The 24,745-nt window shown below is 60.2% G+C and carries 24 protein-coding genes; 23 read left to right on the forward strand and 1 reads right to left on the reverse strand.

The genetic code is table 11. From position 1 onward, the window contains the following. Positions 1-248: 248 nt before the first annotated feature. From rpoB to P0Y65_06145, 4 genes are all read left to right on the forward strand, one after another. A complete protein-coding gene (gene rpoB, locus P0Y65_06130) occupies positions 249-4,391 on the forward strand; it encodes a DNA-directed RNA polymerase subunit beta (protein WEK05829.1) in 4,143 nt (1,380 codons plus the stop codon). A gap of 77 nt (positions 4,392-4,468) precedes the next feature. Then, positions 4,469-8,653: a DNA-directed RNA polymerase subunit beta' gene (gene rpoC / locus P0Y65_06135; protein WEK05830.1), complete on the forward strand. Its 4,185-nt coding sequence runs from the start codon at positions 4,469-4,471 to the stop codon at positions 8,651-8,653. Between the two features lie 159 nt (positions 8,654-8,812). Then, on the forward strand, positions 8,813-10,132 hold the full coding sequence (locus P0Y65_06140) for an esterase-like activity of phytase family protein (GenBank protein ID WEK05831.1): 1,320 nt from the start codon (positions 8,813-8,815) through the stop codon (positions 10,130-10,132). A 54-nt stretch (positions 10,133-10,186) separates the two neighbouring features. Then, positions 10,187-11,260 carry an esterase-like activity of phytase family protein gene (locus P0Y65_06145; GenBank protein WEK05832.1) on the forward strand — a complete coding sequence of 358 codons (1,074 nt, stop codon included), beginning with the start codon at positions 10,187-10,189 and terminating at the stop codon, positions 11,258-11,260. 72 nt (positions 11,261-11,332) lie between these two features. On the opposite strand, the gene P0Y65_06150 is transcribed toward P0Y65_06145, so the two are convergent. Then, on the reverse strand, positions 11,333-11,800 hold the full coding sequence (locus P0Y65_06150) for a YbjN domain-containing protein (GenBank protein WEK05833.1): 468 nt from the start codon (positions 11,798-11,800) through the stop codon (positions 11,333-11,335). 234 nt (positions 11,801-12,034) lie between these two features. Between P0Y65_06150 and P0Y65_06155 the strand changes: the two genes are divergently transcribed. The 19 genes from P0Y65_06155 (at position 12,035) to rplE (ending at position 24,735) form a co-directional block, all read left to right on the forward strand. Further along, a complete protein-coding gene (locus P0Y65_06155) occupies positions 12,035-13,603 on the forward strand; it encodes a methyl-accepting chemotaxis protein (GenBank protein WEK05834.1) in 1,569 nt (522 codons plus the stop codon). Between the two features lie 445 nt (positions 13,604-14,048). Next, a complete protein-coding gene (rpsL, locus tag P0Y65_06160; GenBank protein WEK05835.1) occupies positions 14,049-14,420 on the forward strand; it encodes a 30S ribosomal protein S12 in 372 nt (123 codons plus the stop codon). A 12-nt stretch (positions 14,421-14,432) separates the two neighbouring features. Beyond that, positions 14,433-14,903, forward strand: coding sequence for a 30S ribosomal protein S7 (rpsG, locus tag P0Y65_06165; GenBank protein ID WEK05836.1), 471 nt, complete (start codon positions 14,433-14,435; stop codon positions 14,901-14,903). Positions 14,904-14,915: 12 nt separating this feature from the next. Then, the gene (gene fusA, locus P0Y65_06170) at positions 14,916-17,006 is read left to right on the forward strand and encodes an elongation factor G (GenBank protein WEK05837.1); all 2,091 of its coding nucleotides are present in this window, start codon (positions 14,916-14,918) and stop codon (positions 17,004-17,006) included. 71 nt (positions 17,007-17,077) lie between these two features. Then, complete coding sequence (tuf, locus tag P0Y65_06175) at positions 17,078-18,268, forward strand: elongation factor Tu (GenBank protein ID WEK05838.1); 1,191 nt, start codon at positions 17,078-17,080, stop codon at positions 18,266-18,268. 69 nt (positions 18,269-18,337) lie between these two features. Beyond that, positions 18,338-18,646: a 30S ribosomal protein S10 gene (gene rpsJ / locus P0Y65_06180; GenBank protein ID WEK05839.1), complete on the forward strand. Its 309-nt coding sequence runs from the start codon at positions 18,338-18,340 to the stop codon at positions 18,644-18,646. An 86-nt stretch (positions 18,647-18,732) separates the two neighbouring features. Next, positions 18,733-19,434 carry a 50S ribosomal protein L3 gene (rplC, locus tag P0Y65_06185; GenBank protein ID WEK05840.1) on the forward strand — a complete coding sequence of 234 codons (702 nt, stop codon included), beginning with the start codon at positions 18,733-18,735 and terminating at the stop codon, positions 19,432-19,434. Beyond that, on the forward strand, positions 19,435-20,055 hold the full coding sequence (gene rplD / locus P0Y65_06190; protein WEK05841.1) for a 50S ribosomal protein L4: 621 nt from the start codon (positions 19,435-19,437) through the stop codon (positions 20,053-20,055). It abuts the gene before it with no gap. Next, positions 20,052-20,345, forward strand: a complete 294-nt coding sequence (locus tag P0Y65_06195; protein ID WEK05842.1) for a 50S ribosomal protein L23 — start codon at positions 20,052-20,054, stop codon at positions 20,343-20,345. The genes rplD and P0Y65_06195 overlap by 4 nt, the downstream gene beginning before the upstream one ends. 18 nt (positions 20,346-20,363) lie before the next feature. Further along, positions 20,364-21,203: a 50S ribosomal protein L2 gene (gene rplB, locus P0Y65_06200; protein WEK05843.1), complete on the forward strand. Its 840-nt coding sequence runs from the start codon at positions 20,364-20,366 to the stop codon at positions 21,201-21,203. Between the two features lie 3 nt (positions 21,204-21,206). Further along, positions 21,207-21,485, forward strand: coding sequence for a 30S ribosomal protein S19 (gene rpsS / locus P0Y65_06205; GenBank protein WEK05844.1), 279 nt, complete (start codon positions 21,207-21,209; stop codon positions 21,483-21,485). A gap of 1 nt (position 21,486) precedes the next feature. Beyond that, positions 21,487-21,867, forward strand: coding sequence for a 50S ribosomal protein L22 (rplV, locus tag P0Y65_06210; GenBank protein WEK05845.1), 381 nt, complete (start codon positions 21,487-21,489; stop codon positions 21,865-21,867). Continuing rightward, positions 21,867-22,607 (forward strand): 30S ribosomal protein S3, encoded by a 741-nt coding sequence (gene rpsC / locus P0Y65_06215; protein WEK05846.1) that lies wholly within the window; start codon positions 21,867-21,869, stop codon positions 22,605-22,607. The genes rplV and rpsC overlap by 1 nt, the downstream gene beginning before the upstream one ends. A gap of 15 nt (positions 22,608-22,622) precedes the next feature. Next, positions 22,623-23,036 carry a 50S ribosomal protein L16 gene (rplP, locus tag P0Y65_06220; protein WEK05847.1) on the forward strand — a complete coding sequence of 138 codons (414 nt, stop codon included), beginning with the start codon at positions 22,623-22,625 and terminating at the stop codon, positions 23,034-23,036. A gap of 11 nt (positions 23,037-23,047) precedes the next feature. Then, the gene (gene rpmC / locus P0Y65_06225; protein ID WEK05848.1) at positions 23,048-23,242 is read left to right on the forward strand and encodes a 50S ribosomal protein L29; all 195 of its coding nucleotides are present in this window, start codon (positions 23,048-23,050) and stop codon (positions 23,240-23,242) included. Positions 23,243-23,254: 12 nt separating this feature from the next. After that, a complete protein-coding gene (gene rpsQ, locus P0Y65_06230) occupies positions 23,255-23,509 on the forward strand; it encodes a 30S ribosomal protein S17 (GenBank protein ID WEK05849.1) in 255 nt (84 codons plus the stop codon). Further along, positions 23,506-23,874 (forward strand): 50S ribosomal protein L14, encoded by a 369-nt coding sequence (gene rplN, locus P0Y65_06235; GenBank protein WEK05850.1) that lies wholly within the window; start codon positions 23,506-23,508, stop codon positions 23,872-23,874. The genes rpsQ and rplN overlap by 4 nt, the downstream gene beginning before the upstream one ends. Then, entirely contained in the window at positions 23,874-24,185 is a 312-nt protein-coding gene (gene rplX / locus P0Y65_06240) for a 50S ribosomal protein L24 (GenBank protein ID WEK05851.1), read from the forward strand. Before rplN ends, rplX begins: the two co-directional genes overlap by 1 nt. Next, the gene (gene rplE / locus P0Y65_06245) at positions 24,178-24,735 is read left to right on the forward strand and encodes a 50S ribosomal protein L5 (GenBank protein WEK05852.1); all 558 of its coding nucleotides are present in this window, start codon (positions 24,178-24,180) and stop codon (positions 24,733-24,735) included. The genes rplX and rplE overlap by 8 nt, the downstream gene beginning before the upstream one ends. Positions 24,736-24,745 lie beyond the last annotated feature (10 nt).

Raw genomic sequence — 24,745 nt, forward strand, 5'->3', positions numbered from 1 at the left:
GGCGGCAATTTGCGGAATATATGACGAATTTGATGTCTGAGGCACGCTGACGTCCGTTGCCCTATGATCCGATGGATCATGGGGTGTTTGGCGTTTTCGGCCTTCCTGTCCTTGGCTGGGGCAGGGTTGACGTCATCAAGCCACGCTAACTGCCTAACCCAGGGCACATATCCCGAGTTCCGACGGCTGATAGTCGGAGTTTTGGATATCTGCCTCCGAGACAATCGCTAAAAGAAACAGGAGCTTTCATGGCTACCACGTTCAACGGCCGCCGCAAGGTTCGCAAGTCCTTCGGTTCCATTCGCGAAGTCACGGAGATGCCCAACCTGATCGAGGTCCAGAAGGCCTCCTATGATCAGTTCCTCCTCGTCGACGAGCCCAAGGGTGGCCGTCCCGATGAAGGGCTTCAGTCCGTGTTCCGTTCGGTCTTCCCGATCACCGACTTTTCGAACACCGCTTCGCTCGAATTCGTGAAATACGAATTCGAACAGCCCAAGTATGACATCGACGAGTGCCGTGCGCGCGACATCACCTTCGCTGCCCCGCTCAAGGTCACGCTGCGGTTGATCGTGTTCGAAGTGGACGAAGAAACCGGCGCCCGTTCGGTCAAGGACATCAAGGAGCAGGACGTCTACATGGGCGACATGCCCTTCATGACGTCGAACGGCACCTTCATCGTCAATGGCACCGAGCGCGTCATCGTCTCGCAGATGCACCGTTCGCCGGGCGTGTTCTTCGACCACGACAAGGGCAAGACCCATTCGTCTGGCAAGCTGCTGTTTGCCGGCCGTATCATCCCGTATCGTGGTAGCTGGCTCGACATCGAGTTCGACGCCAAGGACGTGGTCTATGCGCGTATCGATCGTCGCCGCAAGATTCCGGTGACCTCGCTGCTCAAGGCGCTTGGCATGGATGCCGAGGAAATCCTCGACACCTATTACACCAAGCTGACCTTCGAAAAGACGGCGACCGGCTGGCAGAAGCCATACGACGCCGAGAAGATGAAGAATGCCAAGCCGAGCCATGACCTGATCGACGCCAAGACCGGCGACGTCGTGCATGAGGCTGGCAAGAAGCTCTCGGCCCGCCAGGCCAAGAAGCTTGCCGAAAACGGCCTGACGCACCTGCTGGCGGTCAATGAAGACCTCTATGGCATGTATGTCGCCGAAGACCTGATCAGCATGAAGACCGGTGAGGTCTACATGGAAGCAGGCGACGAGATCGACGAAAAGACCCTGACCAAGCTGCTTGATCTGGGCTTTGACGAGCTGCCGATCCTCGACATCGACCACATCACCATTGGCGCCTACCTGCGCAACACGCTGGCCGTGGACAAGAATGAGTCGCGTGAAGACGCGCTGTTCGACATCTACCGCGTGATGCGTCCCGGTGAGCCGCCGACCGTCGATACGGCCGAAGCCATGTTCCAGTCGCTCTTCTTCGACAGCGAGCGCTATGACCTGTCGGCCGTTGGTCGCGTCAAGATGAACATGCGCCTCGAGCTCGATGCGCCTGACACCATGCGTACCCTGCGCAAGGAAGATATCGTGGAAGTCGTCCGCACGCTGGTCGACCTGCGCGATGGTCGTGGCGAAATCGACGACATCGACAACCTCGGCAACCGTCGCGTTCGCTCGGTTGGCGAACTCATGGAAAACTCCTATCGCCTTGGCCTGCTCCGCATGGAGCGCGCCATCAAGGAGCGCATGAGCTCGGTGGAAATCGACACCGTGATGCCGCAGGACCTGATCAACGCCAAGCCGGCTGCTGCCGCCGTGCGTGAATTCTTCGGCTCCTCGCAGCTGTCGCAGTTCATGGATCAGACCAATCCGCTGTCGGAAATCACCCACAAGCGTCGTCTCTCGGCGCTTGGGCCGGGTGGTCTGACCCGCGAACGTGCCGGCTTTGAAGTCCGCGACGTGCATCCGACCCACTATGGTCGTATCTGCCCGATCGAGACGCCGGAAGGCCCGAATATCGGTCTGATCAACTCGCTGTCGACCTTCGCCCGCGTCAACAAGTACGGTTTCATCGAGACCCCGTACCGCAAGATCGTGGACGGCAAGCTGACCACCGACGTCGTCTATCTCTCCGCCATGGAAGAGGCCAAGCACTACGTCGCGCAGGCCAACGTCGAGTTCAATGCCGACGGCACGCTGACCCATGACCTCGTCGTGGCTCGCCATGCCGGCGACAACGGCCTGACGCCCAAGGAAAACGTCGACCTTATGGACGTTTCCCCCAAGCAGATGGTGTCGGTTGCGGCATCGCTGATCCCGTTCCTCGAAAACGACGACGCCAACCGTGCTCTCATGGGCTCGAACATGCAGCGTCAGGCTGTGCCGCTGCTGCGCGCTCATGCGCCCTTCGTCGGTACCGGCATGGAAGCTGTCGTGGCGCGTGACTCGGGCGCCGCCATCGTCGCCAAGCGCAAGGGCATCGTCGATCAGGTGGACGCCACCCGTATCGTTATTCGCGCAACGGAAGAAACCGATGCTTCGAAGTCGGGCGTCGACATCTACAACCTGATGAAGTTCCAGCGTTCGAACCAGTCGACCTGCATCAACCAGCGTCCGCTGGTCGTGGTGGGTGACCATGTCAACCAGGGCGACATCATCGCCGACGGTCCGTCAACCGAACTGGGTGATCTGGCCCTGGGCCGCAACGTGCTCGTCGCGTTCATGCCCTGGAACGGCTACAACTTCGAAGACTCCATCCTGCTCAGCGAAAAGATCGCCATGCAGGACGTCTTCACCTCGATCCATATCGAGGAATATGAAGTGATGGCCCGCGACACCAAGCTTGGTCCGGAAGAAATCACGCGCGACATTCCGAACGTGTCGGAAGAAGCGCTGAAGAACCTCGACGAAGCGGGTATCGTGCACATCGGTGCCGAAGTTGCTCCCGGCGACATCCTGGTCGGCAAGATCACCCCCAAGGGCGAAAGCCCGATGACGCCGGAAGAAAAGCTCCTCCGCGCCATCTTCGGTGAAAAGGCCTCGGACGTTCGTGATACCTCGCTCCGCGTTCCGCCGGGCGATGCTGGTACTGTCGTTGAAGTGCGCGTGTTCAATCGCCACGGCATCGACAAGGACGAGCGCGCCATGGCTATCGAGCGCGAAGAAATCGAACGTCTCGCCAAGGACCGTGACGACGAACAGTCGATCCTCGACCGTAACGTCTATGCACGTCTGAAGGAAATGCTGTTCGGCAAGGCCGCCACGGCTGGCCCGAAGGGTTATGTCGTCGGCACCAAGCTGAATGACCAGATGTTCGAAGCCCAGCCGCGTTCGAAGTGGTGGCAGTTTGCCGTCGACGACGACAAGGTGATGGCCGAGATGGAAGCCCTTCATGCGCAGTATGAAGAGAGCCGCCGTCTGCTTGAGCAGCGCTTCATCGACAAGGTGGACAAGCTGCAGCGCGGTGACGAACTTCCGCCGGGCGTGATGAAGATGGTCAAGGTCTTCATCGCAACCAAGCGCAAGATCCAGCCGGGCGACAAGATGGCCGGCCGTCACGGTAACAAGGGCGTCGTGTCCCGCATCGTTCCCGTGGAAGACATGCCGTATCTCGAAGATGGTACGTCGGTCGACATCGTGCTGAACCCGCTGGGCGTGCCGTCGCGCATGAACGTGGGCCAGATCCTCGAGACGCACCTGGGCTGGGCTTGCGCCGGCATGGGCAAGAAGATCGACGAGATGGTCCGCATCTACCAGCAGAAGGGTGACCTCAAGCCGCTCCGTGCGGAAGTGGGTTCGCTGTTTGCCGGTGACGAGTCGATTACCGATCTGGACGACGATGGCCTCATCCGCCTCGGCGAACACCTTTCCAAGGGCGTGTCGATCGCGACCCCGGTGTTCGACGGTGCCAAGGAAGCCGATATCGTCGAGATGCTGGAACGTGCAGGTCTCAAGGGCTCTGGCCAGTCGACCGTCTTTGACGGCCGTTCGGGCGAGCAGTTCGACCGTCAGGTGACCGTGGGCTATATCTATATGCTCAAGCTCGACCACCTGGTGGACAACAAGATCCACGCCCGTTCGATCGGTCCTTACTCGCTGGTCACCCAGCAGCCGCTCGGCGGCAAGGCCCAGTTCGGCGGTCAGCGTTTCGGCGAGATGGAAGTGTGGGCTCTCGAAGCCTATGGCGCGGCTTACACGCTCCAGGAAATGCTCACCATCAAGTCGGACGACGTTGCTGGTCGTACCAAGGTCTACGAAGCCATCGTTCGCGGCGACGACACGTTCGAAGCGGGCATCCCCGAGAGCTTCAACGTTCTGGTCAAGGAAATCCGTTCGCTCGGTCTCAATGTCGAACTCGACATGCGCGAGATCGAGGGCGACGGCTCCCAGGCCGAAGCGGAGCTCGCACCTCCTCAGGAAGCGGCGGAATAATCCGGCACTTCCTACCCCCATTCACTTCCCGAGGGAGCAGGCGCAAGCCCGCTCCTGACGGAAAGAGGAGAGAATTGATGAATCATCATTCCCACGTCATGGATCCGTTCAACCCGGCGGTTCCGGTCCAGACTTTCGACCAGATGAAGATCTCCATTGCGAGCCCTGAGAAGATTCTCAGCTGGTCCTATGGCGAGATCAAGAAGCCAGAAACCATCAACTATCGTACGTTCAAGCCCGAACGCGATGGTCTGTTCTGCGCGCGCATCTTTGGCCCCGTGAAGGACTATGAGTGCCTGTGCGGCAAGTACAAGCGCATGAAGTTCAAGGGCGTCATCTGCGAAAAGTGCGGTGTGGAAGTCACCCTGAGCCGCGTTCGTCGCGAGCGCATGGGCCATATCGAACTGGCCGCTCCGGTTGCCCATATCTGGTTCCTGAAGTCCCTGCCGTCCCGTATCGCGCTGCTGCTCGATATGACGCTGAAAGACATCGAACGCATTCTCTACTTCGAGAACTATGTCGTTCTGGACGCCGGCCTCACGCCCTTCACCACGCATGAGTTGCTGACCGAAGAGCAGTATCTCGATGCCCAGGACGAGTATGGTGCCGACAGCTTCACCGCCAAGATCGGCGCCGAAGCCATTCGCGATATCCTGCTCGCCCTCGATCTCGAAAAGATCGCGGGCGACCTGCGCGTCGAAATCGCCGAGTCGACCACCGAGCTGAAGCCGAAGAAGCTGGCCAAGCGCCTCAAGATCGTCGAGCAGTTCATCGTCTCGGGCAACAAGCCCGAGTGGATGATCATGACCGTGATCCCCGTGATCCCGCCGGAACTGCGTCCGCTGGTTCCGCTGGATGGCGGCCGCTTTGCCACGTCCGATCTCAACGACCTCTATCGTCGTGTGATCAACCGTAACAACCGCCTGAAGCGCCTGATCGAGCTCCGTGCCCCGGACATCATCATCCGCAACGAAAAGCGCATGCTGCAGGAAGCTGTGGACGCGCTGTTCGACAACGGCCGCCGTGGCCGCACCATCACCGGTGCCAACAAGCGTCCGCTGAAGTCGCTGTCCGACATGCTCAAGGGCAAGCAGGGCCGCTTCCGCCAGAACCTGCTCGGCAAGCGCGTCGACTATTCGGGTCGTTCGGTCATCACCGTGGGTCCGAACCTGAAGCTGCACCAGTGCGGTCTTCCCAAAAAGATGGCGCTCGAGCTGTTCAAGCCCTTCATCTATTCGCGTCTTGAAGCCAAGGGCTTCTCGTCGACGGTGAAGCAGGCCAAGAAGCTGGTCGAGAAGGAAAAGCCCGAAGTCTGGGATATCCTCGACGAAGTGATCCGCGAGCACCCGGTTCTGCTGAACCGCGCTCCGACGCTGCACCGTCTTGGCATCCAGGCTTTCGAGCCCATGCTGATCGAAGGCAAGGCAATCCGTCTGCATCCGCTTGTCTGCTCGGCCTTCAACGCTGACTTCGACGGTGACCAGATGGCCGTGCACGTTCCGCTGTCGCTCGAAGCGCAGCTGGAAGCACGCGTGCTGATGATGTCCACCAACAACATTCTGCACCCCGCCAATGGTCAGCCGATCATCGTGCCGTCGCAGGACATTGTTCTGGGCCTCTACTACCTGTCGCTGATGAACGACAACGAGCCGGGCGAAGGCATGGCCTTCTCGTCCTATGCCGAGCTCGAACACGCGCTCGACAGCAAGATCGTCACGCTGCACACCAAGATTAAGGGCCGCGTCGTCGATTGGGACGAAAATGGCAACCAGACGACCCAGATCGTGGAAACGACTCCGGGCCGCATGCTGATCGGCCAGATCCTGCCCAAGCATCCGGCTGTGCCGTTCTCGACGGCCAACCAGCTGATGACCAAGAAGATGATCTCCAAGATGATCGACACCGTGTATCGCGGTTGCGGCCAGAAGGAGACGGTCATTTTCTGTGACCGCGTCATGCAGCTCGGTTTCAAGAACGCCTGTGACGCCGGCATCTCGTTCGGCAAGGACGACATGGTTATCCCGGCTTCCAAGTACACGATCGTGGAAGCCGCGCGTAAGCAGGTCGAAGAGTTCGAACAGCAGTACAATGACGGCCTGATCACTCAGGGCGAAAAGTACAACAAGGTGGTCGACGCCTGGGCCAAGTGCGGTGACAAGGTCGCCGAAGAGATGATGGACGCGATCCGCAAGGTGCAGATCGACGAAGAGACCGGCCGTCAGAAGCCGATCAACTCGGTCTACATGATGTCGCACTCTGGTGCCCGCGGTTCGCCGGCCCAGATGAAGCAGCTTGCCGGCATGCGTGGCCTGATGGCCCGTCCTGACGGCTCGATCATCGAGACCCCGATCACGGCTAACTTCAAGGAAGGCCTGAACGTTCTCGAGTACTTCAACTCCACCCACGGTGCCCGCAAGGGTCTCGCGGATACGGCGCTGAAGACTGCAAACTCGGGTTACCTGACCCGTCGTCTCGTCGACGTGGCGCAGGACGCGATCATCGTGTCGACCGATTGCGGTACCGAGCGTGGCCTGACCATGGAACCGATCGTCGATGCCGGCCAGATCGTGGCCTCCATCGGCCAGCGCGTTCTGGGCCGTACGGCAGCCGACGACATCTTCCATCCGCTGTCTGGCGACCTGATCGCTGCCAAGGGCACGCTGCTGGAAGAAAAGCATGTCGACGTCATCGAGGAAGCCCGGATCCAGTCGATCCGTATCCGCTCCCCGCTGACTTGCGACATGCGCCAGGGCACCTGCGCGGCCTGCTATGGCCGTGATCTTGCTCGCGGTACTCCCGTGAACATGGGTGAAGCTGTGGGCGTTATCGCCGCACAGTCGATCGGTGAACCCGGTACCCAGCTCACCATGCGCACGTTCCACATTGGTGGCACGGCACAGGTGGTCGACTCCTCGTTCCTCGAGTCCGGCGCGGAAGGCACGATTGCCATCCGTAACCCGAGCCTCGCCAAGGTCGAGGGCGGCAAGCTGGTCGTCATGGCCCGTAACGTCTCGCTCGCCATTCTCGATGCCGACGGCAAGGAACGCGCCACCCACAAGGTGACCTATGGTTCCAAGCTGCTGGTCAAGGAAGGTGATGCGGTTCGCCGTGGTCAGCGTCTGGCTGAATGGGATCCCTACACCCGTCCGGTGCTGGCCGAAGTCGAAGGCGAAGTGGTCTTCGAGGACATGGTCGATGGTGCTTCGGTTGCGGAAAACACCGACGAGGCGACCGGCTTCACCAAGCGCGTTGTCATCGACTGGCGCACCAACCAGCGTGGCGAGGGCCTCAAGCCCGCACTCGCCATTGCCCGTGGCGGTGCCGTGCAGAAGGTGGAACGTGGTGGCGACGCCCGTTACCTGCTCTCCGTCGACGCGGTTATCGCCGTCGAGCCGGGCGAAAAGGTTTCGCCGGGTGACGTCCTGGCCCGTATTCCGCTGGAATCGGCCAAGACCAAGGACATCACCGGCGGTCTGCCGCGTGTGGCCGAGCTGTTCGAAGCCCGTCGTCCGAAGGACCACGCCATCATCGCCGAGATCGATGGCACGATCCGCTTCGGCCGCGACTACAAGAACAAGCGTCGCGTCATCATCGAGCCTCATGAAGAGGGTGGCGATCCGGTCGAATACCTGATCCCGAAGGGCAAGCCCTTCCACCTGCAGGAAGGTGACGCTATCGAAAAGGGTGAATACATCCTCGACGGTAACCCGGCACCGCATGACATTCTGGCGATCAAGGGCGTGGAAGAGCTTGCTCGTTACCTCGTCAATGAAATCCAGGAGGTCTATCGCCTGCAGGGCGTGCTGATCAACGACAAGCACATCGAGGTGATCGTTCGCCAGATGCTGCAGAAGGTCGAGATCGTGGATCCAGGTGATACGGGCATGCTCAAGGACGAGCAGCTCGACAAGCTGGACTTCGACGAGCTCAACGACGCCCTGGTTGCCGAAGGCAAGAAGCCGGCAACGGCGAACCCGGTTCTGCTGGGTATCACCAAGGCCTCGCTGCAGACCCGTTCGTTCATCTCGGCTGCCTCGTTCCAAGAAACCACCCGCGTCCTCACGGAAGCGGCAATTTCCGGCAAGGCCGACCTGCTCGAAGGCCTCAAGGAAAACGTCATCGTCGGCCGCCTGATCCCGGCCGGTACCGGTGCCGGTATCTCCTCGGCCAAGCTGATCGCGACCAAGCGCGACGACCTGATCCTCGACGAGCGTCGCCGCCAGGCGAACACCGTCAAGATCGCCGCGCCTGCCGCCGAATAAGCGACAGTCACAAAGCTGAATTGAGGGAAGGGGGCCGAAAGGTCCCCTTTCTTTTTGCGCTGTTGGTGGTTTGGAGTGTCACCGCCAATTCACGCGGCTGTGATGGGGACGACATGGCAGGGCTTTAGGGGAGGGCGGTCAGTTACTCTGGAGACTTACATGTCGCTCAAAGCCCTTCTCGCCGGCGCAGGCCTTGCCGCTCTCGCCACTGCTGCCTTTGCCCAGGACAATGCTGCGTCCGGTCCGGTCGCCTTCGATGCCACGCTCAAGGCCCATGCCGAATTGCCGGCGCAGACTTTTGTGCCCGCACCGGCCGATGCGCCCTATGGGCTGCAGATGTCGGGCCGCTTCACCTCGGGCAAGCGCGTCGAGACGCCTTATGGCTGGGCAAATCCGGCTTCGGGCATTGCCATGCCGTTCCCCGGCCAGCCGGTGCAAGGCATGAGCGGCGTGCGTTCGCTGGGCGATGACCGCTTTGTCTTCCTCACCGACAACGGCTTTGGCAACAAGGCGAACTCCTCCGACGCCATGCTGATGTTCAACTTCATGAAGATGGACTGGGAGAACGGCAAGGTCGGCCTCGAACGCACCGTGTTTCTTTCCGATCCGAACCGCGTCGTGCCATTCCCGATCGTCACCGAACATAGCGAAAGCCGCTACCTGACGGGCGCTGATTTCGACCCGGAAAGCATTCAGCCGGTGGGCGATCACTTCTGGATCGGCGATGAATTCGGCCCATGGTTGATCGAGGTCGATGCGACAGGCGTCGTGTTGCAGGTCGTGGCCACCAATCCGGGCGGCGTGGAGTACAAGTCGCCGGACAACCAGTTCGTCTCGACCCCGGCTGGCGGCGCGACAGTGACCGGCGTCAATACCGGCCGCTCGGGCGGCTATGAGGGCATGGCGCAGTCGATGGACGGCAAGACGCTCTATCCGCTGCTGGAAAAGCCCTTCTATGACGAAGAGGCCGGTGCGCTTGAACTCATCGGCGAGCAGCCGGTGATCCGCATGTTGGAATTCAATGTCGCCGACGCCAGCTGGTCGGACACGGTGCGCTACTATCCGCTTGACGATGCCGGTCATGCCATTGGCGACTTCAACATCTTCGAGGGCACGCGCGGCCTGATCATCGAGCGCGACAATGGCGAGGGTGATGATGGCCGCGAGGGTGCTGCTGCCTTCAAGCGCATCTATCTGGTCGATCTCGAACGTGCTGACGAGAACGGCGTGCTGGAGAAAATCGCCTATATCGACCTGATGAATATCCAGGACCCTGAAGGAATTGCGCCGCGTGGTTCCAAGGATGGCGTATTCACCTTCCCCTTCGTGACCATCGAGGACGTCGACCTGGTCGATGCGACCACGATCGTGGTTGCCAATGACAATAACTATCCCGGTTCCACCGGTCGCGAAGCCGGCCGGGCCGATGACAATGAATATATCCTGCTCGACGTGGCCGACTTCCTCAAGGCCGAGTGATCTTTGACCGGCGCCGGGGCTTCGCTCCGGCGCTTCCTTTTTGGGAGATTGCAGATGTTTAAGTCTATTGCGCTGGCTGCGGCGGCGCTGGTTTTCGTCCCTCCTGCCATGGCGCAGGAGCTCAAGGTGGACCTGCTCGGCTCGATCACGCTGCCGACGGGCCTCAAGCTCAATGGCGTCGAGTTTGGCGGTATTTCGGGCCTCGACTACGATCCGGTCCAGGACCTGTACTACGCCATTTCCGATGACAGGTCGCAGAAGGCGCCGGCACGCTTTTACACGCTGCGCTTGCCGATGGATGCGGAAGGTCTGCATGCCGTTGACGTGGTCAGCACTGTGTTGCTGCGCGATGCGGCCGGCAATGTATTCGCAGAAGGGGCGATCGACCCGGAGTCCATCCGTTATAACCCGCTGAAGCGCAGCATTTTCTGGTCGACGGAAAATGATGCATCGGGCAATCCGGCTGTCTACGAAAGCCTGACGGATGGGACATTCCTCCGCGCCTTCGCCGTGCCGGAGCACTATAATCCCGATGGCCAGGAGACGGCGGGCATCTTCGGTAACCTCGGTTTCGAGAGCCTGACGGTTTCGGCTGACGGCGCCAACCTGCTGACGGCAACGGAAAATGCGCTGATCCAGGATGGCGGCAAGGCAACGCTGGACGCGGGCAGCAAGGCGCGCATCATGGCCTTCGACATTGTCTCTGGTGCCCCGACAGCGGAATATCTCTACGAGACCGACGTCATCCACGCCAAGGCGACGGCCGAGCCGCCGTACAATGACAATGGCATAAGCGAAATGCTGCAGTTCGATGATGAGCACCTGCTGGTGGTCGAGCGGAGCTTTGCGGCTGGGTTGGGCAACCAGATCTCCTTCTATCTGACAGCGCTGGATTCTTCCGCCGACGTCACCGGCCAGGCGACGATGGAAGAGGGTGTCGAACCACTTGGCAAGACGCTCGCTTTTGTCATCAAGGAAGGCGATTTTGGGCTGGATATCGACAATGTCGAATCCGTCACCTTCGGTCCCGAGATCGATGGCAGGAAGACGCTGGTGATCGCGTCAGACAATAATTTCAACGCCAATGGGCAGTTCACCCAGTTCGTGGCTTTCACGTTGACCGAATAGGCAAACGGAAAGGGGGCCATTGGCCCCCTTTTTTCTGGCCAGCATGCTGGACGACTTCTTGCCGGATGGCTGTCAGTAGCCGATGTGGGCGGAAAATTCGTCGACGACCTGGCTCCACAGCGCTATCTGGGAGGCGAGATAGTCAGCGGTCACGCCCTTGACGAGGTCGAGGTCCATTTCGACGGCGGCGTCGCCGACATCATCGAGATAGGCGCGACTGAAGCGCTTGTCGCGGTTCCAGGTGTTGATGGCCTCAAGGTCCGGCCTGGCGGAAAAGCCTGCGTAGAAGTTGAGATCCTCGCAATCGGCGCTGGCGGTGCAGTTGCGGAAGTAGATCTGGTAGCGCGTGTCACCGGCGAGGCCATCGATGACCGGATCGCCCTGGTTGCAGTGCGACAGAGTGGCGGCGCCCAGCGTCTTGGCGGCGGTCAGGATCTCATCCTCATTGGCGCCGGTCAGCAGGTCCTGCGCCTGTGCGGTCACGATGCTGGTCAGGGCGAGGCCTGCGGCGAGCAACAGAGATTTTGCCTTGCTTGTCATGATGATCCTCACAGCGGAAACGGCAAAACCATATCGGTTGAGCGTTGACGGGTAAACCTCGGCCACGAAAAGGAAGTTTCCGCTTTCCTGCAGGTTCCGAAGTGGTGCGACGCGCCGCCGCATCGCAAGTATTCGCCATGTGGAAATTGCGGCAGAACTTATTAACCGGCGTCGATAATTTTGTGTGTGGGGAGAGGTTTAGGGTCTGATGCAGGCCTCAGTTGGAAAAACGACATGATCGCCATTCAGGAAAAATTCAAGTCGTGGCAGGGCCAGGACCGGGCATTGGGTGATCAGGTTCATGCGCGCCTCGACAAACATCTCGAGGCGATCCTGCTTAAGGCCTATCAGGGCATCGATCCGACGCTGACCGTGGTGCCCGCATCCGTCCTTGATACCGAGAGGCGCAAGTTTGCCTGCGTGACGCGGGGCGAGTTCTCGGAGACCTTCTTCGACGAGCAGCAGAAGATCATCGCCAATATCAGTGGCCAGACCGACTTCGTCGATTATCTGATGGCGGGCTATGTGCCCTATGCGACTGGACTGATCACCACCCTGATGAAGGAGAGCAAGTGGCCCGACCGGCAGCGGGACGCGCTGATGGCGAGCCTGATCCGCTCCATCTTCTCGGAGACGACGGTTGTCGTGCATTTCTATTTCTCCGAGCTCACCAAGATCGCAGAGGCCGAGCGTGGCGCAGCCGAGGCCGAGCGGCTCAGCGCCGAAGCCGAGCGTGCCCGGGGGGCGGCAGAAGACAAGAAGTCGATCGAGGTCTTGAGCGCGGCGCTGGCGGCACTGGCGGCCGGTGACATGACCACTCGCATCGGCGACGAGATGCCCGAGAAGGCCGATGCGCTGCGCCATAATTTCAATGATGCCGCCGAAGGGTTGGAACGACTGATCTCGCGGGTGACCGAGAGCGCCGACACGATCCGCACGGGTACAAGCGAGATCTCATCCGCCTCGACGGACCTGTCGCAAAGAACCGAGCAGCAGGCCGCCAGCATCGAGGAAATCTCGGCGACGCTGACCCAGTTGACGCAGACGGTGTCCAGCACGGCCGTGGCGGCGCGGGAGATGCGCGATTCCGTGGCGGCGACCCGAGAAGACGCTTCCCAATCGGGCCAGGTGATGGGGCAGGCCGAACAGGCCATGGCCGCGATCGAGACGTCGTCGCGCCAGATCGAGCGCATCATCGGCGTGATCGAAGAGATTGCCTTCCAGACAAACCTGCTCGCCCTCAACGCCAGTGTCGAGGCGGCGCGGGCCGGCGAGGCGGGCAAGGGCTTTGCCGTGGTGGCCACCGAGGTGCGCAGCCTTGCCAAGCGTTCGGCGGAAGCTTCCAAGGAAATCCAGACCCTGATCACCAGTTCGGGTCAGCAGGTGGCGATGGGCGTCAAGCTGGTGGCCGAGACGGTTACGGCCCAGGAACGCATGGAAACGCAGATCGTGGCCATCGACGACATCGTTGGCCAGATCGCCCGGTCCGCGCAGGAACAGGCCCAGGGCCTCAGCCAGATCAATATGGCCGTGTCGCAGATGGATGAGTTTACCCAGCAGAATGCGGCAATGGTGGAGCAAGCGACTGCCGCCAGCATGAGCCTCGAGGATCAGACCGATAGTCTTGCCCAGTTCGTGCGCAAATTCCGGGTCGCGTCTGATGCCCACGCAGCTGAACGGGCGCGCGCCAAGTCATCGACGTCGCGCGCGCCAGTCGTACAAATGCGTGTGACAAGCAATATGGGTGCGGCTGCAAGCAAGGCAAAGGCCGACCCGATCAGCGCCGACTGGAACGAGTTCTGATCTAGTCCATATCTGCGGGCAGGGCATGGATCGATATCTTGCCCTGTCATTCACTTTCGCAAAAGCATGGCAAGTCTATGCATGGCTCCGTCGCGGTTTTTTCACGAAAGAATCCTTGACGGCTGGGCGAGTCGGCTCTAAACAGCGCCTACCTAAGCGGTCGGTCGTGAATGTCACACCGGGTCCCTGCCACCTAGCGCGGGAATCCAGGACACTCAAACACACTGTCTGGTATCTAGACGAAGCAAATCCTTGTGCGCATGACTGCCTGCTTTTGTGGGTGGTCCAATGCAATTAGGGCGCCGCCGTAACCTTTTGGGTGACGGAGAGCGCCGTTTTGGTTTGCTTTGCCTGGGGCAGGGCGCTAATACCGCCTCGCTTAAACACCTGGAGCCCAAAAGGGCGACAGACCGCAATTGAATTTTTGGACGATGGAAAGAGCGCAATGCCCACCATTAATCAGCTGATCCGCAAACCACGCGCCAGCAAGCCAAAGCGGAACAAGGTTCCGGCCATGGAAGCGAACCCGCAGAAGCGCGGCGTTTGCTCTCGCGTTTATACGACGACTCCGAAGAAGCCGAACTCGGCTCTCCGCAAGGTTGCCAAGGTTCGCCTGACCAACCAGCGCGAAGTCATTTCGTACATCCCTGGCGAAGGCCATAACCTGCAGGAGCACTCCGTGGTCCTGATCCGTGGCGGCCGCGTGCGCGACCTTCCCGGTGTTCGTTATCACGTGCTCCGCGGTGTTCTCGACACGCAGAGCGTCAAGGACCGCAAGCAGCGCCGTTCGAAGTACGGCGCGAAGCGTCCGAAGTAAGGAGATCGAGATATGTCCCGTCGTCACCGCGCAGAAAAACGCGACGTTCTCCCTGACGCCAAGTATGGCGATCTCGTCCTGACCAAGTTCATGAACTCGCTCATGAAGGACGGCAAGAAGTCGGCTGCCGAAGGCATCGTCTATGGTGCATTCGACATCGTTGAAGCCAAGGTCAAGCAGAACCCGGTCGAGGTGTTCCACACCGCGCTCGAAAACATCCGCCCGTCCGTTGAAGTTCGTTCGCGCCGCGTTGGCGGTGCTACGTACCAGGTTCCGGTCGAAGTCCGCACCGATCGTCAGCAGGCCCTGGCCATTCGCTGGCTGATCGAATCCGCCCGCAAGCGCGGCGAGAACACCATGCGTGAACGCCTGTCGGGCGAGCTCATGGATGCTCTCAATGGCCGCGGCCAGGCCGTCAAGAAGCGCGAAGATACGCACCGTATGGCTGATGCCAACCGTGCCTTCTCGCACTATCGCTGGTAGCAGGAGCGCCTCATGGCACGCGATTTTCCAATTCCGCTGTATCGTAACTTCGGCATCATGGCTCACATCGATGCTGGCAAGACGACCACGACCGAACGCATCCTCTACTACACCGGCAAGTCCCATAAGATCGGCGAAGTCCATGACGGCGCCGCTACCATGGACTGGATGGAGCAGGAGCAGGAACGCGGCATTACGATCACGTCGGCTGCCACCACGACCTTCTGGAAGGGCCGTGACGGTACCCAGCATCGCTTCAACATCATCGACACCCCCGGCCACGTTGACTTCACCATCGAAGTCGAACGTTCGCTGCGCGTGCTCGACGGTGCCGTTGCCCTGCTGGACGCCAACGCCGGCGTCGAGCCCCAGACGGAAACCGTCTGGCGCCAGGCCGACAAGTACAATGTTCCGCGTCTGATCTTTGTGAACAAGATGGACAAGATCGGCGCCGATTTCTATCGCTGCGTCGAGATGATCGGTTCGCGCCTCGGTGCAAAGCCGGTTCCGGTTCAGCTGCCGATCGGTGCCGAGAACGAGTTCAAGGGCATCGTCGATCTGATCGAGATGAACGCACTCGTCTGGCGCAACGAAGAGCTCGGTGCGCAGTGGGACGTTGTCGAGATTCCGGAAGACCTCAAGGCTAACGCCGTGAAGTACCGCGAACAGATGATCGAAGCTGCCGTCGAACTCGACGACGCTGCGATGGAAGCCTATCTGAACGGCGACCTGCCGAACAATGACACCATCCGTCGCCTGCTCCGTCAGGGCACCATCGACACCAAGTTCTTCCTGGTGTTCGCTGGCTCGGCCTTCAAGAACAAGGGCGTGCAGCCCCTGCTCGATGGCGTCATCGACTTCCTGCCGTCGCCCGGCGACGTTCCGGCCATCCAGGGCATCGATGCCCGTACGGAAGAGCCGATCGAACGCCATGCCGACGACAACGAGCCGCTCTCGATGCTGGCATTCAAGATCGCCAACGACCCGCACATGGGTACGCTGACCTTCTGCCGCATCTACTCGGGCAAGCTCGAGCAGGGCATGATGCTCGAGAACACGGTCAAGGAAAAGCGCGAGCGCGTTGGTCGTCTTTTCCAGATGCACGCCAACAGCCGCGAGCAGATCACGGAAGCCTATGCTGGTGACATCGTCGCCATCGTGGGTCTGAAGGACACCACCACTGGTGATACGCTCTGCCCGCAGAACGCTCAGGTCATTCTTGAACGCATGATCTTCCCGGAACCGGTTATCGACATCTCGGTTGAGCCGAAGTCCAAGGCCGACCAGGAAAAGATGGGCCTCGCGCTCAACCGCCTGGCTGCCGAAGATCCGACGTTCCGCGTCAAGACCGACGAAGAGTCCGGCCAGACGATCATTTCGGGCATGGGCGAACTTCACCTCGACATTCTCGTCGATCGCATGAAGCGCGAATTCAAGGTCGAGGCCAATATCGGTCAGCCCCAGGTGGCTTACCGTGAGACGATCACTCGCAAGGCTGACGTGGACTATACCCACAAGAAGCAGTCGGGTGGTTCGGGCCAGTTCGCTCGCGTCAAGCTGACCGTCGAGCCGTCGGAAGTCGGCAAGGGTCTGGAATTCGTCAATGCCGTCGTTGGCGGTTCGGTGCCCAAGGAATATATCCCGGGCGTCGAAAAGGGCGTGAAGTCGGTCATGTCGGCCGGTCCGCTGATCGGGTTCCCGATCGTTGACGTCAAGGTGACCTTGACTGAAGGCGCGTACCACGACGTTGACTCCTCGGTCCTGGCCTTCGAAATCGCTGGTCGTGCTGGCTTCAATGAAGGCCTTCGCAAGGCGGCTCCGAAGATCCTCGAGCCGATCATGAAGGTTGAAGTTGTCACGCCAGAAGACTACATGGGCGACGTCATCGGCGATCTGAATTCGCGTCGTGGTCAGATCCAGGGCACTGAAAGCCGTGGCATCCTCCAGGTCGTGAATGCTTTCGTGCCGCTCGCGAACATGTTCGGCTACGTGAACTCTCTGCGCTCGATGAGCCAGGGTCGTGCACAGTACTCGATGACGTTCGATCACTACGAGCAGGTCCCGCAGGCAGTCGCCGACGAAGTCCAGGCCAAATACGCCTAAGGCCGAGTACGCCTAAACAAGAAACTGAAACGCAAGGTTGGCCGGCTGGCTAACCAATACGGAGAAAAGCAATGGGTAAGGAAAAGTTTTCCCGCTCTAAGCCGCACTGCAACATCGGCACCATCGGTCACGTTGACCATGGCAAGACCTCGCTGACTGCAGCGATCACCAAGGTGCTGGCTGAAACCGGTGGCGCGACCTTCAAGGCGTACGATCAGATTGACGCTGCCCCCGAAGAAAAGGCACGCGGCATCACCATCAACACGGCTCACGTCGAGTACGAGACGGCCAACCGTCACTACGCTCACGTCGATTGCCCTGGCCACGCCGACTATGTGAAGAACATGATCACCGGTGCTGCCCAGATGGACGGCGCGATCTTGGTCGTGTCGGCTGCCGACGGCCCGATGCCCCAGACCCGTGAGCACATCCTGCTCGCCCGTCAGGTTGGCGTGCCGGCTCTGGTCGTGTTCCTGAACAAGTGCGACATGGTCGACGATCCGGAACTGCTCGAACTCGTCGAAATGGAAGTTCGTGAACTTCTGTCCTCGTATGAATTCCCGGGCGACGACATTCCGGTCATCAAGGGTTCGGCTCTCGCCGCCCTCGAAGACAGCGACAAGGCCCTGGGCCATGACGCCGTTCTCGAACTGATGCGCAATGTCGACGAGTACATCCCGCAGCCGGAACGTCCGGTTGACCAGCCGTTCCTGCTCCCGATCGAAGACGTGTTCTCGATCTCGGGCCGCGGCACCGTGGTCACCGGCCGTGTCGAACGCGGTATTGTCAAGGTTGGCGAAGAAGTCGAAATCGTCGGCATCAAGGCAACCCAGAAGACCACCGTCACCGGCGTCGAAATGTTCCGCAAGCTGCTCGACTCGGGCCAGGCTGGCGACAACGTTGGTGCCCTGATCCGTGGTATCGACCGCACTCAGGTTGAGCGCGGCCAGGTTCTCTGCAAGCCCGGTTCCGTGACCCCGCACACCGACTTCACCGCTGAAGTCTATATCCTGACCAAGGAAGAAGGCGGCCGCCACACTCCGTTCTTCGGCAACTACCGTCCGCAGTTCTACTTCCGTACCACGGACGTTACCGGTATCGTGACCCTTCCCGAAGGCACCGAAATGGTGATGCCGGGCGACAACCTGAACATCAACGTTCAGCTGATCGTTCCGATCGCCATGGAAGAGAAGCTCCGCTTCGCTATCCGTGAAGGTGGCCGTACGGTTGGTTCGGGCGTCGTCGCGACGATCCTGAAGTAAGCCTAGTTGACATTTTCGCGGCGCGCGGCTACACGCGCGCCGCGATCCATTTTCGCAGGATTTACAAACATGAACGGTCAGAATATTCGCATTCGCCTGAAGGCGTTTGACCATCGCGTTCTCGACGCTTCGACGCGCGAGATCGTCTCGACGGCCAAGCGTACGGGCGCGCAGGTTCGCGGTCCCATTCCGCTGCCGACGCGAATCGACAAGTTTACCGTCAACCGCTCGCCGCACATCGACAAGAAGGCGCGTGAGCAGTTCGAGATCCGTACCCACAAGCGTCTGCTCGACATTGTGGATCCGACTCCCCAGACGGTTGACGCACTGATGAAGCTCGATCTCGCCGCCGGCGTCGACGTCGAAATCAAGCTCTAATAAACGAACAAAAGTTTCCGCGCTCACCGCTAAAAGGGTCCTCTGAAACCATGACCCGGTGCAGCGCCAAAAAGAAGGTATAACCGATGCGTTCTGGATTGATCGCACAGAAGCTGGGCATGACCCGCATCTTTACAGCGGACGGCTCGCACGTCCCGGTAACGGTGCTGAGCCTGCAGAACTGCCAGGTGGTAGGCCAGCGGACCGCTGATAAGGATGGCTATGTCGCACTGCAGCTTGGCGCTGGCCAGGCGAAGGTGAAGAACACGACCAAGGCAGAGCGCGGCCAGTTCGCCGTTGCCAAGGTCGAGCCCAAGCGCCATGTCGCGGAATTCCGCGTGGACGAAACCAACCTCATCGAGGTCGGCGCCACGCTCCAGGCAGACCATTTCATCGAAGGCCAGCTGGTGGACGTCACCGGTACCTCGATCGGTAAGGGTTTTGCCGGCGGTATGAAGCGCTGGAACTTCGGCGGCCTGCGTGCAACGCACGGCGTGTCGGTGTCGCACCGCTCGATCGGTTCTACCGGTGGCCGTCAGGACCCGGGCAAGACCTTCAAGAACAAGAAGATGCCGGGCCACATGGGCGATCGTCGCATCACCACGCAGAACGTCAAGGTCGTCAAGACCGACGTGGAACGTGGCCTGATCATGATCCAGGGTTCGGTTCCCGGCGCCAAGGGCGCCTGGATCATGGTCAAGGACGCTGTGAAGAAGCCGGCCCCCCAGGGTGCTGCCTTCCCAGGCTCGTTCAAGGCCGCCGCCGAAGTCGCGGGGGAAGGTAAGTAAATGGAACTCAAGGTTACAACCCTCGACGGCAAGGCCGCTGGTTCGATCCAGCTCGCTGACGACGTCTTCGGTCTGGAAGTCCGCCAGGACATCCTGCACCGCATGGTTCGCTACCAGCAGCTCAAGGCGATGGCCGGTACGCACGATGTCAAGCATCGTTCGGAAGGCGTTCGCACCGGCAAGAAGTTCGTGAAGCAGAAGGGCTCGGGCGGCGCTCGCCATGGCGATCGCAAGGCTCCGCAGTTCCGTGGTGGTGGCCGTGCATTCGGTCCGACCCCGCGCAGCCACGCGATCGACCTGCCCAAGAAGGTCCGCGCGCTTGCTCTCAAGCATGCCCTGTCGTCCAAGGCCAAGTCCGGCTCGCTGATCGTCATCGACAGCGTTGCCCAGAAGGAAGCCAAGACTGCAGCCCTGCGCACCACCTTCGGCAAGCTGGAATGGGCTAACGCCCTGATCATCGATGGCGCCGCTGTCGACCAGAACTTCGCTCTGGCCGCTCGCAACATCCCGCATATCGACGTGCTGCCGGTGCAGGGGATCAACGTTGTGTCGATCCTCAAGCGCGACAAGCTCGTCCTGACCAAGGCAGCGCTCGAAGCGCTGGAAGCGAGGTTCGCATGAACAAGCTCAGCGCTTACGACATCGTCCGTAACCCCGTCGTGACTGAAAAGTCGACGATGGCTTCGGAAGCAAACCAGGTCGTTTTCGACGTGGCGATCGATGCCAACAAGACCGAGATCAAGGCTGCCGTCGAGCAGCTCTTCTCGGTCAAGGTCAAGGCAGTGAATACCCTGGTCCGCAAGGGCAAGGTGAAGCGCTTCCGCGGTCACATTGGCACTCGCAACGACGTCAAAAAGGCGATCGTTACCCTCGTCGACGGCCAGTCGATCGATATTTCGACCGGCCTCTAAGGGATAAGAGACAGCAAAATGGCTCTAAAAACTTACAACCCCACCTCCGAAGGCCGTCGTCAGCTCGTTACGACTGATCGCTCGGAACTCTGGAAGGGCGCCCCGGTCAAGACCCTCACTGAAGGTCTGTCCAAGTCCGGTGGCCGTAACAACCGTGGTCGCATTACGTCGTACCATCGTGGTGGCGGTCACAAGCGCACCTACCGCATGATCGACTTCAAGCGCGTCAAGTTCGACGTGACCGGTACGATCGAACGCCTGGAATATGATCCGAACCGTACGGCTTGGATCGCTCTGGTGAAGTACGAAGACGGCGAACTCGCCTATATCGTCGCTCCGCAGCGCCTGTCGGCTGGCGACAAGGTCATCTCGTCGATGAACACTGTCGACGTGAAGCCGGGCAATGCCATGCCGCTCGAGCGCATGCCGGTCGGTACCATCGTCCACAATATCGAGCTGAAGCCCCGCAAGGGCGGCCAGGTCGCCCGTTCGGCTGGTGCCTATGCCCAGTATGTCGGTCGTGACCAGGGTTGGGCGATCCTTCGCCTCAACTCCGGCGAACAGCGCCGCGTCCATGGTTCGTGCCTCGCCACCGTTGGTGCCGTGTCGAACCAGGACCACTCGAACACTTCGCTCGGCAAGGCCGGTCGTTCGCGCTGGCTGGGCCGCAAGCCCGTCAACCGCGGTGTGACCATGAACCCGGTCGATCACCCGCATGGTGGTGGTGAAGGCCGTACCTCTGGTGGCCGTCATCCGGTTACGCCGTGGGGCAAGCCGACCAAGGGTAAGAAGACCCGCAGCAACAAGGCAACGGACAAGTTCATCGTTCGCAGCCGTCACGTGAAGAAGGGCAGGTAAGCGATGACCCGTTCAATCTGGAAGGGGCCGTTTGTCGACGGCTACATGCTCAAGAAGGCCGAGAAGGCCCTCGCGTCTGGCCGCAATGATGTGGTCAAGATCTGGAGCCGCCGCTCGACCATCCTGCCGCAGTTCGTTGGTATCACCTTCGGTGTCCACAACGGTCAGAAGCATGTTCCGGTCAGCGTTACCGAAGACATGATCGGTCACAAGTTCGGCGAATTCGCACCGACCCGTACGTATTACGGTCATGCGGCCGACAAGAAGGCCAAGAGGAAGTAAGATGGGCAAGCCAAAAACCCAGCGCGCTCTCAAGGACAACGAGGCCAAGGCTGTGCTGCGCATGCTGCGCATCAGCCCGCAGAAGCTCAACCTTCTGGCCCAGCTGATCCGCGGCAAGAAGGTCGAGAAGGCTCTGGCCGAACTCGAGTTCAGCCACAAGCGCATTTCCGGCCAGGTCAAGAAGGTGCTCGAGAGCGCCATTGCCAACGCCGAAAACAACCATGGCCTCGACACCGACGCTCTCGTCGTTGCTGAAGCATTTGTTGGTAATTCGCTTGTAATGAAGCGTTTCACCGCACGTGGTCGCGGTCGTTCTTCGCGCATCGAAAAGCCGTTCGCGCATCTGACGATCATCGTCCGGCAAGTTGAGGAGGCCGCATAATGGGCCAGAAGATCAATCCAATCGGCTTCCGTCTCGGCATCAACCGTACGTGGGACAGCCGCTGGTTCGCCAACAAGGGCGAATACGGCACGCTGCTCCAGGAAGACCTCAAGATCCGCACGATGCTGCTGGAGGACCTCAAGGCCGCCGCAGTCTCCAAGATCGTCATCGAGCGTCCGCACCGCAAGTGCCGCGTGTCGATCCACACTGCCCGTCCGGGCATCGTGATCGGCAAGAAGGGCGCTGACATCGACAAGATCCGCGCCAAGGTGAAGAAGTTCACCGACAGCGAAGTGCACATCAACATCGTTGAAGTGCGCAAGCCGGAAACCGATGCGACGCTGGTTGCCCAGGGCATTGCCCAGCAGCTGGAACGCCGCGTGGCTTTCCGCCGTGCCATGAAGCGCGCCGTGCAGACGGCGATCCGCATGGGCGCCGGTGGCATCCGCGTGAACGTTGGTGGCCGTCTCGGCGGTGCCGACATCGCTCGTACCGAATGGTACCGCGAAGGCCGCGTGCCGCTGCATACGCTGCGTGCCGACATCGACTATGGTACTGCAGAAGCCGCGACCACCTACGGCATCATCGGTATCAAGGTCTGGGTCTTCAAGGGTGAAGTCCTCGAGCACGATCCCACTGCCCATGAGCGTCGCGCCACTGAAGGTGCCGATCAGGGTGGCGTGCGCGCCGAACGCGAGCCCCGCCGTGACCGCGGCGATCGCGACCGCGAACGCGCATAAGAAGGTTAGTTCATTATGCTGCAACCTAAGAAGACCAAGTTCCGCAAGGCCCACAAGGGCCGTATCCATGGCGTTGCCAAGGGCGGTACCGACCTGGCTTTCGGCCAGTATGCCCTCAAGGCAACCGAGCCCGAGCGCGTGACTGCTCGCCAGATCGAAGCGGCCCGCCGCGCGATCACCCGCGAAATGAAGCGCCAGGGCCGTGTGTGGATCCGTATTTTCCCGGACGTGCCGGTTTCCAAGAAGCCGACCGAAGTGCGTATGGGTAAGGGCAAGGGCTCGGTTGAATACTGGGCTGCCCGCGTCAAGCCGGGCCGCATCGTATTCGAAATCGACGGCGTCCCCGAGGACGTTGCCAAGGAAGCCCTGCGCCTCGGCGCGATGAAGCTTCCGATCATGACGCGGGTTGTTACCCGCATTGCCGACTAAGGACGATGAGCATGAAATCCAGTGATGTGCGGAGCAAGACCGCAGACGAACTGAAGGATCAGCTCGTCGACCTCAAGAAAGAACAGTTCAACCTGCGTTTCCAGCGTGCTACCCAGCAGCTCGAAAAGCCGGCCCAGGTGAAGAAGGTCCGCCGCGATATCGCGCGGATCAAGACGATCCTCGGCGAAAAGAACGCAGCGAAGTAAGGAGCCGCGACCATGCCAAAGCGCGTTTTGCAGGGGACTGTTGTCTCCGACGCCAATGATAAGACGGTCGTGGTGCGCGTTGAGCGCCGCTTCACGCACCCGGTGATGAAGAAGACTGTTCGCCGTTCCAAGAAGTACCACGCCCACGACGAAGCCAATGTGGCCAAGATCGGGCAGGTTGTCTGGATCGAAGAATGTGCGCCGATCTCGAAGAACAAGCGCTGGACGCTGGTTCAGAGCGCGGCTTCGGAAGGTGTTTCGCCATGATCCAGATGCAGTCCAATCTCGACGTGGCCGATAACTCCGGCGCCAAGCGCGTCATGTGCATCAAGGTACTGGGCGGTTCGCACCGCAAGTATGCTTCGGTTGGCGACGTCATCGTCGTCTCCGTCAAGGATGCCATTCCGCGCGGTCGTGTGAAGAAGGGCCAGGTCATGAAGGCCGTGGTCGTTCGCACCGCGTTCGACATCCGTCGTCCCGATGGCACCGTCATCCGTTTCGACAAGAACGCCGCGGTTCTGATCAACAATCAGAAAGAGCCGATCGGCACCCGTATCTTCGGACCGGTTCCGCGCGAACTCCGCGCCAAGAACCACATGAAGATCATTTCGCTCGCTCCCGAGGTGCTGTAATGGCCGCCAAGATCAAGAAGGGCGACAAGGTTGTCGTCCTGGCTGGCAAGGACAAGGGCAAGACCGGTCAGGTCCTGTCTGTCATCCCAACCGAAACCAAGGCACTGGTCCAGGGTATTAACCTGGTGAAGCGCCACACCAAGCAGACCGCGTCGACCGATGCCGGCATCTTCACCAAGGAAGCGCCGATCCACCTGTCGAACCTCGCGATCGCCGACAAGGATGGCAAGCCCAGCCGCGTCGGTTTCCAGATCAAGGACGGCGTGAAGACGCGCGTCGCCAAGTCGACCGGAGATTCGATCGATGGCTGAGACAGCTTACGTTCCGCGTCTTCGTACCGAATACGAAGGCAATATCCGCAAGGCCCTGCAGGAGCAGTTCTCTTACAAGAACGTCATGCAGCTGCCGAAGCTGGAAAAGATTGTCCTCAACATGGGCGTTGGCGAAGCCGTCAACGACACCAAGAAGGTCAAGTCGGCTGCTGCCGAGATGGAAAAGATCGCTGGCCAGAAGCCGATCATCACTTACGCCCGTAAGTCGATCGCTGGTTTCAAGGTTCGCGAGCAGATGCCGCTGGGCGTCAAGGTTACCCTTCGTGGTACTCGTATGTACGAGTTTCTTGACCGTCTCGTGAACATTGCGCTCCCGCGCGTTCGCGATTTCCGCGGCTTGAACCCGAATTCCTTCGACGGCCGTGGCAATTATGCTATGGGCATCAAGGAACACATCGTTTTCCCCGAAATCAACTATGATCAGATCGATCAGGTTTGGGGCATGGACATCGTGGTCGCAACGACCGCCAAGTCCGATGATGAAGCTCGGGCTCTGCTCAAGGCATTCAACTTCCCCTTCCGCCAGTAAGCGGACAGGG

The sequence above is a fragment of the Candidatus Devosia phytovorans genome (assembly GCA_029202405.1).
Classification (GTDB): Bacteria; Pseudomonadota; Alphaproteobacteria; order Rhizobiales; family Devosiaceae; genus Devosia; species Devosia phytovorans.